The following is a 14,550-nucleotide window of genomic DNA, read 5'->3' as shown; positions in this document are numbered from 1 at the left end:
TCAAAATTGTTGCTCATAAATATCGCAACCGTCGTCAGCGCTATGATCTTAGAATGAAGCTATTCGCCGCTGTTGTGAATTTCGAGCTTGGTTTATGACTTTTGCAAGAGGTCTATTTAATGTCATTTTTTTTGAGCGCCTCTGAACAATAAAAAAGGTCTGTTGAATTATCAACAGACCTTTTTTATATAAATGACACTGCATGATTGACGCGCATCTAAGTGTCAAACTATTGATCGCTCAACTCTTACTTTACGGTATTAATTTAAAGAAATGCTGACGATAATGCTTTAATTCACGAATAGAATCACGGATGTCATCTAACGCTAGGTGACTGCCACCTTTTTCAAAGTTTCTGAGAATATCAGGACGCCAGCGGAAGCAAAGCTCTTTAATTGACGAGACATCCAGATTGCGATAATGGAAGAATTTTTCTAATTCCGGCATTTGACGCGCCATAAAGCGGCGATCTTGACAGATGGAATTGCCGCACATTGGCGACTTACCACTATCGACCCATTTATTGAGAAACTTAATCGTCTCAGCTTCGGCCTCTGCCAATGTCACGGTACTACGGCGGACACGGTCGACCAATCCTGACTGACCATGCTGCTTGGTATTCCAATCATCCATTTTATTCAACGTTTGATCCGATACTTTTATAGCGAACACTGGCCCTTCGGCAAGGACATTCAAATCTTCATCAGTGACAACGGTAGCAATCTCGATAATCTCGTCATTCAAGGTATCCAGTCCGGTCATTTCTAGGTCAATCCATACCAGCCCTTTTTTGCCTTGGTTTCTGATTTTAATCTTGTTGGGGTGGTCACCGGTACTCATAAAATATCCTATGGTCAATAAAGTTTAGAACAACTTTGGAGCAATATTAATTAAATAAATCGCCTGTCAATGTTCATCGCTAAGTAGCAAAACGTTGCATCTACTGATTTATAACCCTTAAAACGTTACAAAATCTCTGTCTGCAGCAGGCGCTTTAGGCTGTATGTTATCAAACTTTCACGCTACACTTAGCAATATTTTTTTAATAGGTTCAAAACCCATGGCATTAATTCGGCAACGCAAACTGACTAAGCAACAGATTCGTCGCATCGACAAACAACAGCTGGCAAGTCAAGACAGCATCGATGACAGTTTGATGGATGGCGTGGTCATGGCGCATTATGGCAAGCAGTTGGAAGTACAAGTGACCAGCTTGCCTGCGGTGATACCTGTGCAGCCGGAGATTGCACCCGATGATCCTGAACCGTTTTGGCAAGAGCTGGCATTAGGCGATATTTGGCGTTGTCATGTGCGTACCAATTTACCGATGCTAGCCGCTGGTGACCAAGTACGCTGGAGTGCTGACCCTAATACTGGCTTTGGACGTATTGAATCGGTTAAGCCGCGTACCTCTCTGGTCTCGCGTCCTGATCGTTATCATAAACTTAAACCTGTCGCCGCCAATGTCGATATTTTGGCGATTGTGTTTGCGCCGCTACCTGCTGCCGCGCCAACCCTCATCGATCGTTATTTGGTCGTCTGTCATCATGCTGGCGTAAAGCCGCTGTTGGTGCTTAATAAAGCCGATTTATTGGCAGAAGAAAACGGCGTCGATACCAAAGAATTATTGGCACAATATGCTTCTCTCGGTTATGAGAGCGTCTTGACCTCAGTCGACTGCCCTGAAAACGTCGCGGATAGCGATGAGCAAGAAGGGCTAGATGAATTAAAACGTTATATCGATAAAAAACTGGTTATTTTTGCTGGGCAATCTGGTGTCGGTAAAAGCAGTTTGATTAATGCCCTACTACCTGAATCGGCACAAAGCGTCAATATCATCTCTGATAACTCAAAACTTGGTCAACACACCACTACCACCAGTCGCTTATTACCATTTAATCCAGCCGACTTGACCCAAGGCGGTATCGTCGATACGCCAGGTATCCGCGAGTACGGCATTTGGCATCTCACACCCGATGATATCATTTCAGGATTTGTGGAACTTGCACCGTTATCTGGCAACTGTCAGTTCCGTGATTGTCGTCATACTCACAACAGTAAAGGCTGCGCATTATGGAAGGCAGTTGCTGACGGCGTGGTATTACAGCGCCGTGTAGAAAACCTCGTTACCCTAAGAGAAGAAGCCGATACTAAGCCCTATTAATACGGGCAGTATTAATAGGGCTTAGTATCCGCCTTATTAATCGTAATCGCTGCCTTATAGCTCGTTAATCGCTTGGTTGACCATCGCCCGTTTACTATGGATGGTCTAATCGGTATAATAGCGCCTTGTTCAGTATCGTTAGGCTGTCTTCTCAGCTTAACCGAACACTTATTTTTTTGGAGGTATGGTTTGGATCGTGCGCTGGAATTTGTGGGCAACCACCCGTTTTTATTTGGTATATTAGCCGTACTTGCCGTGCTATTTTTTACGATTGAAAACAAACGTAGTGGCAGAAAAATATCGCCCAATACCTTAGGTATGATGGTTAACTCGCAAAACGCGCAGCTAATCGATATTCGTGCCAAAAAGAAGTTTGAGACCGGTTACATCCAAGGCAGCCGTAACATACCGTTCACTGAGCTTAAAGACCGCTTAGAAGAAATCCGTGCAATTGAGCAGCCAGTGATTATCATTTGTGATATGGGTGTGCAAGCAGGCGCGGCGATTCAGATGATCGGCAAGGACAGTGTCTATCGCTTAGAAGGTGGTATCGGCGGCTGGCAAGCAGCGGGCATGCCATTGGTTGGTTTAAAAGACGCAAAGCCTAAAAATAAAGGCAAAGCCAAACCAAGTCTACATAAGTAGTCCGCTATACTGCTGTTTAAAAAATATTTAGCCCGTATCAATTGGTATATGATTGAGGCGCGTTGAATATTCACAAATAAAAAAGACACCTTATCGATAGGTGTTTTTTTGTTTGTGGCATTTATGCTACCGTCAGCGCTTTTATACTCAAACATCTTGAATTTGCTCTGCTCATCCCCACTTTAATAACGAGCATTACCTAATCTATCTTCAATTTACTTGCTGGTAACGGATTATAAGAATTTTTATCAAATAATTATTTATAATACTTTTTATAATAAAACGATTACCTTCTAAACTTATAAATAAGGATTTACCATGACTGTCGCTGTTAAAGTTTATACGACGCCTATCTGCCCATATTGCTCAAACGCCAAACAACTCTTAAAAACTAAAGGCGTTGACTACGAAGAAATTGGCATGCACGATATGAGCCGCGAAGAGCGTCAAGAATTAATGAAAAAAACCAATAACTATCGCACTGTGCCGCAAATTTTCGTCGGTGAGACCTTTGTCGGTGGTTTTGATGAGCTCAATCAAATGAACCAACAAGGCAAACTTGACGAGCTATTAGCAGGTTAATCTGCTACTTTTCGTTGCTGTCTGTCTTTGCCTGTGCAATGATAGACAGCGGCAAAGATAAAAGAGAGTAATAAAAACATCCAGATTTTGTCTCGATTTACATTACAATGAACTTTTATTAAAATGACAGTTTGTCCAACTATTTGAATAACTTTTAGAGGATTTATCATGGCTGAAGAACAAGCACAACCACAATTAGCGCTAGAGCGTATCTACGTAAAAGACATGTCACTTGAAGTCCCAGGCGCTAGTGTGTTCACCAAAGAGTGGAACCCAGAGCTTGATATCAATTTGTCTAGCAACGCTGAAAAACTGGATGATGATCATTATCAAGTCATTTTAACGGTGAGCGTTACAGCAAAAAATGCGGAAGAAGCGGCATTTATCGCTGAAGTGCATCAAGCGGGTATCTTCTTATTAAAAGATATTCCAGAAGACCAAATCGGTCAAATCTTAGGTGCATACTGCCCGAACGTTTTGTTCCCGTATGCTCGTGAAGTCATCAGCGACATCGTAACGCGTGGTAGCTTCCCGCAGTTATTGCTAGCCCCTGTCAACTTTGACCAAGCTTACGCACAAAGCCAGCAACAAGCACAAGTTGATGCTGAAGGTAATGCATAAGTTTTAAGCAAAAATTTGCTAGCTTTATTCACAGTATATTTTGATAAAAAAGCCGTTTACTCATCACGAGTGAGCGGCTTTTTTGTGGATGCTGTTTAAGCGCTTACTCAAAAGAATCGTTGAGCAATGAGAGTTCTACTGAGTAATATTGTGAGACAGACAGTTAAAACCATCAGACATAAAAAAACCCTGCTAACAAACAGGGTCTTCAATCTCATCATCAATTATTCAAAATCGATGATCAACCTTTTAACGCTGATAAAATTTGTTGCTTAACCTCATCGATGCCTTGCGTGCCATCAAACTTATCATAATTAGGGGCATCGGCACCTTCTTTGGCCTTGTCTTGATAAAAACCAACAAGCGCTGATGTTTGCTCATGATAAGTCGCTAGACGATCACGAATGGTAGATTCTTTATCATCTTCACGCTGGATTAGCGCTTCACCTGTCACATCGTCGATACCATCGACCTTGGGTGGATTGTGATCAACGTGATAAACGCGACCTGAACCAGGATGTTGGCGACGACCAGATAAGCGCTTGACAATCTCGTCATCTGGCACGCTAATTTCGATTACATGATCGATAGCAACGTCAGCATCTGCAAGTGCTTGAGCCTGTGGAATCGTACGCGGAAAACCATCCAAAATACAACCATTGGCACAATCAGGCTTAGCGATACGTTCTTTCACTAGGTTAATAATGAGGTCATCAGAAACCAAACCACCAGCATTCATGATGTCTTTGGCTTTTTTGCCAAGCTCGCTGCCTTCTTTGATTGCTGCACGCAGCATATCGCCAGTTGAGATCTGCGGGATATCATATTCTTTAGAAATAAACTGGGCTTGGGTACCTTTACCGGCGCCTGGTGGACCTAGCAAAATAATACGCATCATTACACGATTCTCCTTAATAGATAGGATTTTGGGACTAATAAAACTCAGGGATTGGTTGTTTGCCAAGCTACCTTACCTTGTGGCTTGGCAAAGCTCAAGTATTTTCATTATTTGCAGTGATAAGTTGTCATGACTTATCTGTTCATATAATGCTGTTGCGCGCTGCTGTATCGGACAACAGCGCTTACGTCATAGGTGCTGACAGCAACAGATATAAATACTATGGAATTTGTTGATTAATTTCAACATTGACCTGATTTTGTTCCGCACTAATCACCACTGGATTACCTGACAAATCCCCTGACTCTGCACTGGCAGTACCACTATGGCTGATACGAGCGATGACAGCCAACTGAACTTTATCCGCTCGAGCCGATTTCAAAGTACGTTCAGGCATCATGGCATCCAAATCGCTTAGGCTAATGCTGGCTTCACCTTGCTTGATGACACTGATAGGCAAACGTTTGGCAGCAAATGGTGGGCCACCATTGACATCACGTATGGCGACAAACAACATATCGTCGGCTTTGACTAACGGCAGCAGGCTAGCATTAATCGTAACAGTCACTTCAACACCTTCAGAGGCTTGCTGTTGCTGAGCGGTGACATTAGCACTTAGCTCATCTAGACTCGCCAATGCTTTGGTATGATCACCAGGTTTAGCCGCAATACTGTCACGTAGACGCTTAATCCAGCCTTGTGCTTGATCAAAATTACTACTCCGTGCCTCACCCATTGCCATGAGCATTTGCGCGCCCTCATGCTCTGGATTTTTAGCCAACACGTCTTGTAGCACTCGGCGACTATTAGCGTCTAATTGGCCTTTATTGGCAAAGAAGCTAATCTGTGCATAGGTGGTTGCAATCTCTTCATTGTCTGGTGACAAACGATAAGCACGCGACAAGGCTTCAATTGCGGAGTCAGTGGCTTCTAATGATAAGAATAATTCTGATAAACGCATCCAGCGATCTGGATCATCAGCATGACGATAGACATTGGTTTGCATGGCACTAATCAGCTGTTGACCATCTTCAATCGCCCAAGCAGGCGGCTGATCAATCTTACCCGTTAATAAGTCATCAGCCACTTGACCCACTTTGTCTTCAGCTGCCCAAAGCTCGAACACAGGCGTACGATCGCCGACCATCAAATACGCCATCGCTGCCAAGACAGGCACCCAGACAGTAATAATCAATCGGCTTTTGATGCCAGGCGCGACCATCGGTGTGACTTCACGCTGAGCATCCAATAACTGGCGTTCAAGCTCCAGTTTTTGGTTCTGGTAATGGCTGTCATCGATAGTGCCATTGTCTTTATCTGTTTTTAGTTCTGCTAGACGCTCACGGAACACAGCAACGTTGATATCCAAAAGCTGATTGTCCATAGGCTTTTCTGGCGAGCGTGATGCTCGCAGCCAAGGCATGATAGTAATAACAGCGAGTATTAGGGCGATGAGTAAGCTTAGAGCAATAAATAAGCCCACAGTAGAGAATATGGTCATTTTTTGTCCTTGAGGCTTGTAATATCATGGTCGTTTTTTTCATCGCTCGAAGCACGTGATAACAGACGATCAATCTCGGCTTTTTCGGCCGCAGATAGAGCAGCAGCCGTACTATTGACCGTTACCCCGCTTTCACCACTAGCGACAAGCTGACGTCGTTTGCTTTGCCAGAACCAGCCTATGAGTAAACTGATGAGTAATAGTGGCGGAAAAAACCACAAAATCCACGTTGATGGACGGACAGGCGGCTTATAAGTGATGAAATCGCCATAACGTTCCTGCATATAAGCACGAATCTCGCCATCACTACGACCATCTTTTATCAAATCATAGGTTTTTTGCTTTAGATCTTGAGCAATAGGCGCATCCGATCCTGCAAGATTTTGGTTTTGACATTTTGGGCAACGCAGCTCTTCGATGAGACCACGATATTGGGCTTCTTGCTGCACAGAATCAAAGTCATAGACCTCAATAGCAGCATAGCTCGCCATACTTATTAGACAAGCTATTAATAAGCTCGCGACTTTTAACGTAACGGCTGTTATTTTATTGGCTATCATTTACACGCCTCCGCAACCTGAGTCGGATCTGGACTGACGTTGTTATTATTGGCTTCATTGAGCACCATCAAGCAAGGCGTAATACGGCTTTGCCAGTTGCTTTCATTGATCTCACCAATGATGTGCTGGCGAATAATACCATTACCATCGACTACGAAAGTCTCAGGCGCACCCGTCAAACCTAAGTCCAAAGCAAACTGACCAGATAAATCCTGAATAGACATCGAGAACGGATCGCCACCTCGGTTTAAGTAGCCTAGAGCATCACCAATGTCATCTTTATAGTTGACCCCGACTAGATTGACACCACGCTCCTCTAGTTGCATAAGAAAAGGATGCTCAATAATACAAGTTGGGCACCAAGAGCCCCAGATATTCATCAAAAAGGGCTTATCAGGCAGATTCTCATTGGTCATGATACGACTGGTATCTGATAATAAAGGCAGCTCAAAAGCGGGCACTGGGCGCTCAAGTGCCGTATTGGTAACGATATCCGTCGGCTTACCCAAACGCAGATATAGCATGATGATTAAGCCAATGAAAACGATCAGTGGAATCAAAAACCATAGCTTAAGTTGCTTTTTATTCATGGTTTTCGTGCCACCTACCTTTTCTTGCTTTGCATTTTGATCAGGGGATTGCTTTGATGTGCTCATATTAATTATCCCCTGTCTTTAATGCTGACGCATCCAAATCGGCGACGGTGGTAAAGCCTGCTTTATTCGCCGCAATTTGTGCAGGTGTCTTGGTTTTCTTAATACGATAGCGATGATCAAGAATACTCAATACTGCACCAAAAGCCATAATCAGAGCGCCTAGCCATATCCAGCGGATAAGCGGTTTCACATAAATACGTACTGCCCATTCGTTGCTATCTTCGGCGATAGGTTCGCCCAGTGCTACATAAACATCACGCATGAGGCTAGCATCAATCGCGGCTTCTGTGACTGGCATCATACTAATGATGTAATTACGTTTTTCAGGATACAGCGTAGTCACAGCACGGCCATCTTTGCTGATTTCAACCTCAGCTTGGGTGGCATCAAAGTTACTGCCTTTGACTTCACGAAAGCCTTTAACGGTAAAGTCATAGCCTTGGACATGAACGCTATCGTTTGGTCCAAGCGCGACATCACGTTCAATACTTAACGTACTGGTAAATGCGACGCCGATGACGGCAATAATGACACCGATATGAGCGGTCTGTTGACCCCAATAGCTCAGACGTAACTGGCGTAACCCTTTAACAAAATTGGGTGCGTTTTTGGTTTTGTCTTTGAAATCAACCACCATCCATAGCAGTACCCAAAAACTGACCGCCAAGGTAACGCCAATATTAAGCATCGCAGACGGGCTCACAAAATACGTGATAACTGCCGCAAGCACTAAACTACTGGCGGCAATGACCATACCAGCGCCCAATAGCGGACGGCTGTCTTTTTTCCAGCGAATGTTCGAGCCCATACCCATTGCCACTAATATCAGCCACGTTAGCGGTACAAATAGCGCATTAAAGTAAGGAGGGCCGACAGACACCTGACCTAAATTAAAGGAGTCAGCAATGATAGGATAGAGCGTGCCGAGTAGTACGACCAAAGTCGAAATCAAAATAATAACGTTGTTAATGACTAAAAATGACTCGCGTGAGATCAGTTGATATTGACTTTCGACCGTTAAACGCCAACCACGTACCGCAAACATCAACAAGCCACCGCCGATGATCACACCGAGAATAACTAGAATGACCAGACCACGCGTTGGGTCAGCGGCAAACGAATGCACCGAGGTAATAACGCCAGAACGCACGAGAAAGGTGCCCAATAGACTGAGTGCGAAAGCAAAAATCGCCAGCATAATCGTCCATGCTTTAAAGACACCACGTTTTTCTGTGACGGCAAGCGAATGTAGCAGCGCTGTACCAGCCAGCCATGGCATCAATGAAGCGTTCTCTACTGGATCCCAGAACCACCAACCACCCCAGCCAAGCTCATAATAGGCCCACCATGAGCCAAGCGCGATACCAACGGTCAAAAAACCCCAAGCCGCCAATGCCCACGGACGCGACCAGCGTGTCCACACTGCATCTAAACGACCTTCCCACAATGCCGCCATACAAAAGGCAAACGGCACGACCAAACCCACATAGCCCATATACAGCATCGGTGGGTGAATAATCAAACCGAAATCTTGTAGCACAGGATTTAGATCCGCACCATCAACAGGCAAGTTTGGCAATGTACGATCAAATGGCGACGAGGTAAAAATCAGCATCGCTAGCATCATCATCTGCACGCCAGCCAAAATTACCAACACTCGCGCACGCATAGACAGTGGCAAGCCACGGCTAAAGTAAGAGACCAGTGCACACCAAGTAGCCATGATGGTCATCCAAAGCAGCAATGAACCCTCGTGACCACCCCAAGTTGCCGACAGCTTATAATACCAAGGCAACAGCGTATTAGAATGCTGAGTGACATAGACGAGGCTGAAGTCATTGTAATAAAAGCCTGCCATCAGCGCGGCAAATGATGTGAACATGGCAGCAAATTGTGCCCACGCCAGACTTGGTGCCAAACGCTGCCACGCAACGTGGTCACGCATGATACCGACGGTTGGTAATACCACCTGCAAAATCGCCAATATAAAGGCGGCTAGCAAGGCAAAATAACCCAATTCTGTGATTAACATACGGTCTAACCTTGTTTACCTTAATACGGTCATTGTTTATTTTAGGGATTGGTTTTTTAGGATATTCGAAAGTATCCAGTAATCGTTACTACGAGTATTTATACTGCTGGTCTTTATTAGTATTATTTATTATAAAAGCGCCATTAGCCATTGCAGCTGAGGGCGCTTACAGCAAGGTACATTAGCGTCAACTTGTCACGTTTCTGTATCCACTCTGTATGCGATGTGTATAAAGACATAAAAAATGCGTCATTACTGAATCGCAGGAAAAAACACTAAGACCAGATGCAACCAGCCTGCTAAAAACCCTGTTAAACCACCCAACACGATTAAGGTCATCTCATCTTCACGAAAAGCGGGACGTAATAAGTTCTGAAACTCATCTGGCGTCAGCGCGCGAATACGGTCACGAAACAGCCCAAATATTTTACTGGCACGGCTTTCATTGAGCTCAGGATCTCGCAATGGCACCATTGTCGCAACAATTGACTTATCAATGATGGTGTTTTTTAGCTGTCCATATTCGCGGCGACCCAAGCCTAGACGCAGTGTCGTACTAATCACTGGCGACTCTAGCACTTTATATAAATGCGACTTCATCAACTCACGCGTTTGCGCAGCACGGTCACCATACATCATCTCATTCATGATGTTTTCAAGCGTCACCAAATCTTTTACGACAATTTCAGCAAAAACCTCAGAAACTTCCTCTTGGCGTTTCATAAAACCGCCTTGCAAACGATACTGGGCGATATGTGGTAATTGCGGTCTAATAAATGGAAAGCGACTCTGGACGGCAAAAAACTTCACATAAGGAATAAATCGCGGCTCTACAGGATTAAACACCATCCAAATAGCAATCCAATTGGTAAGAAAGCCCCAAATCGCGGCAAAAAACGGCACTGTCCAATGCTGCGGCACCACCAAAAATATAAACATTTGGATAATACCGAAGACCAAACCAATCAAAGCACTGATATGCCAAATAAAATCGATCTCTTTTTGACCAACCTTCAAAAACATATTGACCATTAAACGACGATCACTTTCCATCGTGTTAACAATCATTTTGCGCATATCAACCAAGTCTTCGACGTTATGGGTCAAGTCAGTCACCAAAGACTGCATGATATTGGGCAGCTCTTGATGCGCTTGAGCGTAGACACGGCGCTTCAACGCATAAGGCAGATTACCCCACAGCGCTGGCGAATGGTCCAGCATAATTTCATCAATCAATGCTTCAAGGTTTTTGTCCACGGTATCCGTGATGAATACCGCCATCTGCTCAGGCTCCATCGCCTGAAAAAACTCATCAAGCGAGCCAAGCTTTGACAGCGTTTGATCCACGATAACGCCTGATATCTTGCCAGCCTTTCGTGGGACGATGCCTTGCCAGCCAATACCCGGCAACCCAAAAAACGGGAAGTTTGGAATACGAATACCCCGAAACTTAATCGGATAGAACAGCATTTTAAGCGCCATCCACACGTGTATCCATGTGACAAATGCGGTCACAGGCGGAATAGTCAGCATGGCAAAAAACTCTGGGTGTTCAGCTATTGTCTGCCACAATGAAGTTGCATCCATGACTTATCTTGCCCCTGACAGGTTAATTGTCGTCGCTAATTAAAAAGGATTAGCAAATTAGAACGCTTAACAAAAAGCCGCTCTGCCCATGATAATTATTATCAAATAAATCGCCTGATTTTAGCATACTTGCCATTCATTAGCACACGTCGAGCCTAGGTAAGTTGTGACTAGGGATGACACGTTTTACTATTACTTTCGATAGTAACAATATTAATATCATCTACAGGCGCTTTAGATAATAACGACCACAAAATAAATGGCGGTGTACTGCGGCGGCTCATTTGTTCTGTTATAATTTGTGATTGTATGACCGCACATCGCTGTATATAGATTGAGGGATTATTATTTCAACTCATATCAGTCCATGTAATTGAAATTCTTATTATTATCCTTTATGCTCGCCGCACTTTGGTGAACGACCCTGCCCTTTTACTCTCTTTTATTGACTCACTGACCGTTTGGGCTATTACTTTCTATGAATAAACCGCTAACCCCCAATACTGAACAGGTCAATCGTGTTTTCACCAGCCGTATTATTATCCTTGGAATTCTGATATTTATTGGATTGAGCGGCTTGATCGTGCGTTATGGTTACCTACAAGTCTATGCGCACGATAAGTATACGACGCAAGCAGACAATAACCGTATTAAACTGATCTCTGCACCGCCCAGCCGCGGCTATATTTATGATCGCAATGGGATCATATTGGCAGACAACCAGCCCGTATTTACGGCCATGTTAAGCCCTGATGAAGTTGAAAATCCAGAGCGTACGCTAAATTTGCTTGCGCCTATCTTTGAGCTAACAGATGAGAATATTACCGATATTTTAGCGCGACTGAGTAAAAGCAAAAACGATCCTGTGACCATCAAAATTGACTTAACCGATGCCCAATTGGCGCAGTTTAGTGAGCGCAAACCCTTTTTTCGCGGTGTGACCATTCAAAGCAAGCTGACACGTTCATACCCTTATGACGAGCTATTTGCACACGTCATCGGCTATGTTGGGCGTATCAATGATAAAGAAACCAAACGCATTGACAAAGATCGCTACGCTGGCACTGACCTTATCGGTAAAATCGGTATCGAAGATTATTACGAGGATATATTGCTAGGGCAACCGGGTTATCAGTCGGTAGAAACCGATGCTCTTGGCAATATTTTGCGTCAATTAGACACTAAACCACCCGTAGCTGGTAATGACATTACGCTGAGCTTAGATTATGGCTTACAGCAAGTCGCCCAGCAGCAGCTAGACGGTCGTCGCGGCGCTATCGTGGCAATCGATCCAAAAAATGGCGATGTATTGGCGTTTGTCAGTAATCCAAGCTATGACCCCAACCCTTTTATCTCAGGCATCTCCTTTAAGGATTATGGCAATCTGCGTGAAGATCTGGATCAGCCGCTCTATAATCGTGCGCTACAAGGGATGTATCCTCCTGCCTCCACTATTAAGCCTTTTGAAGGCTTAGGCGGCATTCATTATGGGCTGCGTAATTGGGAAACCACTATCTATGATCCCGGTTATTTTAGCTTACCGGGAGACTCACATCGATTCCGTGACTGGAAGCGCGGTGGTCACGGGTCAGTAGATCTTAAAAAATCAATTATGATGTCGGTGGATACCTATTATTATAAATTGGCCTATGAGATGGGCATCCAGCGCCTACATGATTGGATGGCACGTTTTGGATTTGGTGAACCAACAGGTATTGATTTGCCTAATGAAAAATCAGGAATTATGCCGTCACCAAAATGGAAAAAAGATACCTATGATAAAGGCTGGTTGCCGGGTGAAACCATCTCAGTCAGTATCGGGCAGGGTTATTTCTTAGCCACACCATTACAGATTGCCAATGCAACCGCCATGACAGCGAATAAAGGCTATCACATTACTCCGCATCTACTAAAAAGTAGCGATGGTGCAGCACAAGTTAACGTAATCACTAAACCAGATGGTAAAATTGACTACAATGGCAAACCCTCTGACTGGTTACGTATGCATGATGCGATGGAAGATACAGTCAAAAGGGGGACTGGACGTGGGATTTATACGCCGCGCTATCGTATTGCGGGCAAAACAGGTACTGCGCAAGTCAAGTCCATTGCGCAAGGCAAACGTTATGATAAATCTGCCATAGACAAACGTCACTGGGATCATGCTTGGTTCAATGGTTTTGCACCCGTAGAAAATCCTGAGATTGCGCTTGCCGTATTGGTCGAAAATGGCGGTGGCGGTAGTAAAGTCGCTGCACCGATAGGTCGCGCACTATTTGACTACTGGATATTACAGCGCAAAAACGACCCTATCTTGCCACCAACGGCTGATCAACTAAAAGTCATCAAACGCCAAAAAGCTTTTGAAAAATTGATGCGTGATGCCCAGCGTGAAAAAGAAGAAAAAGCGCTAGAAGAAAAGGCAGAGGCGGAAGCAGCTACGGCCACTACGACCTCTGAGTAAAAATACGCTAAACGAGATACGGTACATATAAATATTATGAAAAAATCTATAAGCAGCCGCGAGCATAGGAACAATCATAAGAGCAAAAATATAGCTGCGGGCGACGTGCGGATCATTGGTGGTCAGTTTAAACGCCGTGTTGTACGGTTTATCGACGCAGAGGGTCTACGTCCGACCCCAGATCGCTTGCGAGAGACGCTGTTTAGCTGGCTACTTCCTGATATTCATGGCGCTTATGTGCTTGATAGCTGTGCCGGTAGCGGTGTCTTAGGTTTTGAAGCACTGTCTCGTGGTGCCGCGCATACCACCTTTATCGAAATAAATCCTGCGCAAAGTAATATGCTACGTCAAAGTGCTGAACAGTTGCATCTGAGCACTGATACCCATCAAATTATCCAAGGCACTGCAGAGAGAGTATTGATGCAAGAGCAGATTGTTCCGCGCCCTTTTAATATTGTATTCATCGATCCACCGTATGCTCAAGATCTGTGGCAACCTATTTTAATAGCACTGATTACCCAGTCGTTAATTGATAGTGAAACACTGATTTATCTAGAAGCGGATAAAGATTTAGAGAGCCAATTGAAGCAACTGGAAGAGACGCTTAATAAAAATCCAGATATCCAATCAAGTACTATTCAGCAAATAATCCGCTTTGAATGTGTGAAGCAGACCAAGGTTGGACAAGTTGTTGCTGGACTTTATCGTTTATCATCGTCATAATTGTCGGGTTAATGCCTGCCATTAACAAATTTTACAAATGTTTAGAACCGCTAAAAACTGGCCAACGCTGCAGTTTAATGTATATAAGGCGAAAATAAACCCCAATGCAGCTTGCAA

13 protein-coding genes are annotated in these 14,550 nt (G+C 44.2%); 6 read left to right on the top strand and 7 right to left on the bottom strand.

Translation table 11 applies throughout. From position 1 onward, the window contains the following. Window positions 1-252: 252 nt before the first annotated feature. Window positions 253-840 (bottom strand): oligoribonuclease, encoded by a 588-nt coding sequence (gene orn / locus ACP69U_RS12435; protein WP_045446983.1) that lies wholly within the window; start codon window positions 838-840, stop codon window positions 253-255. Window positions 841-1,060: 220 nt separating this feature from the next. On the opposite strand from orn, the gene rsgA reads away from it, so the two are divergent. The 4 genes from rsgA to secB all read left to right on the top strand — a co-directional run bounded on the left by rsgA (window position 1,061) and on the right by secB (window position 4,012). Beyond that, window positions 1,061-2,164 carry a ribosome small subunit-dependent GTPase A gene (gene rsgA / locus ACP69U_RS12430; RefSeq protein ID WP_314884859.1) on the top strand — a complete coding sequence of 368 codons (1,104 nt, stop codon included), beginning with the start codon at window positions 1,061-1,063 and terminating at the stop codon, window positions 2,162-2,164. A 189-nt stretch (window positions 2,165-2,353) separates the two neighbouring features. Then, entirely contained in the window at window positions 2,354-2,809 is a 456-nt protein-coding gene (locus ACP69U_RS12425; RefSeq protein WP_045446990.1) for a rhodanese-like domain-containing protein, read from the top strand. A gap of 318 nt (window positions 2,810-3,127) precedes the next feature. Then, window positions 3,128-3,391, top strand: a complete 264-nt coding sequence (gene grxC / locus ACP69U_RS12420) for a glutaredoxin 3 (protein ID WP_045446994.1) — start codon at window positions 3,128-3,130, stop codon at window positions 3,389-3,391. 165 nt (window positions 3,392-3,556) lie between these two features. Continuing rightward, entirely contained in the window at window positions 3,557-4,012 is a 456-nt protein-coding gene (gene secB / locus ACP69U_RS12415) for a protein-export chaperone SecB (protein ID WP_425314283.1), read from the top strand. A 241-nt stretch (window positions 4,013-4,253) separates the two neighbouring features. On the opposite strand, the gene adk is transcribed toward secB, so the two are convergent. From adk to ACP69U_RS12385, 6 genes are all read right to left on the bottom strand, one after another. Beyond that, window positions 4,254-4,910: an adenylate kinase gene (gene adk / locus ACP69U_RS12410; RefSeq protein WP_193008323.1), complete on the bottom strand. Its 657-nt coding sequence runs from the start codon at window positions 4,908-4,910 to the stop codon at window positions 4,254-4,256. A 220-nt stretch (window positions 4,911-5,130) separates the two neighbouring features. Then, the gene (gene ccmI / locus ACP69U_RS12405) at window positions 5,131-6,411 is read right to left on the bottom strand and encodes a c-type cytochrome biogenesis protein CcmI (RefSeq protein ID WP_426138663.1); all 1,281 of its coding nucleotides are present in this window, start codon (window positions 6,409-6,411) and stop codon (window positions 5,131-5,133) included. Further along, on the bottom strand, window positions 6,408-6,971 hold the full coding sequence (locus ACP69U_RS12400; protein ID WP_426138662.1) for a cytochrome c-type biogenesis protein: 564 nt from the start codon (window positions 6,969-6,971) through the stop codon (window positions 6,408-6,410). The genes ccmI and ACP69U_RS12400 overlap by 4 nt, the downstream gene beginning before the upstream one ends. Further along, a complete protein-coding gene (locus ACP69U_RS12395) occupies window positions 6,968-7,627 on the bottom strand; it encodes a DsbE family thiol:disulfide interchange protein (protein ID WP_314884865.1) in 660 nt (219 codons plus the stop codon). Before ACP69U_RS12395 ends, ACP69U_RS12400 begins: the two co-directional genes overlap by 4 nt. Before the next feature lies 1 nt (window position 7,628). Then, a complete protein-coding gene (locus ACP69U_RS12390; protein WP_314884867.1) occupies window positions 7,629-9,659 on the bottom strand; it encodes a heme lyase CcmF/NrfE family subunit in 2,031 nt (676 codons plus the stop codon). 252 nt (window positions 9,660-9,911) lie between these two features. Then, entirely contained in the window at window positions 9,912-11,246 is a 1,335-nt protein-coding gene (locus tag ACP69U_RS12385; RefSeq protein ID WP_087815527.1) for a hypothetical protein, read from the bottom strand. Between the two features lie 478 nt (window positions 11,247-11,724). Here ACP69U_RS12385 and mrdA point away from each other — a divergent pair, with 478 nt between their 5' ends. Both mrdA and rsmD read left to right on the top strand, forming a co-directional pair. Then, a complete protein-coding gene (mrdA, locus tag ACP69U_RS12380; RefSeq protein ID WP_314884869.1) occupies window positions 11,725-13,710 on the top strand; it encodes a penicillin-binding protein 2 in 1,986 nt (661 codons plus the stop codon). A 36-nt stretch (window positions 13,711-13,746) separates the two neighbouring features. Then, window positions 13,747-14,433 carry a 16S rRNA (guanine(966)-N(2))-methyltransferase RsmD gene (gene rsmD / locus ACP69U_RS12375; RefSeq protein WP_314884870.1) on the top strand — a complete coding sequence of 229 codons (687 nt, stop codon included), beginning with the start codon at window positions 13,747-13,749 and terminating at the stop codon, window positions 14,431-14,433. Window positions 14,434-14,550: the final 117 nt, after the last annotated feature.

This window comes from Psychrobacter sp. TWR1-1-1 (assembly GCF_049895865.1).
GTDB lineage: Bacteria > Pseudomonadota > Gammaproteobacteria > Pseudomonadales > Moraxellaceae > Psychrobacter > Psychrobacter immobilis_A.
Note: the sequence above shows the minus strand (reverse complement) of the source record. Positions and strands in the feature narration are given on the sequence as shown.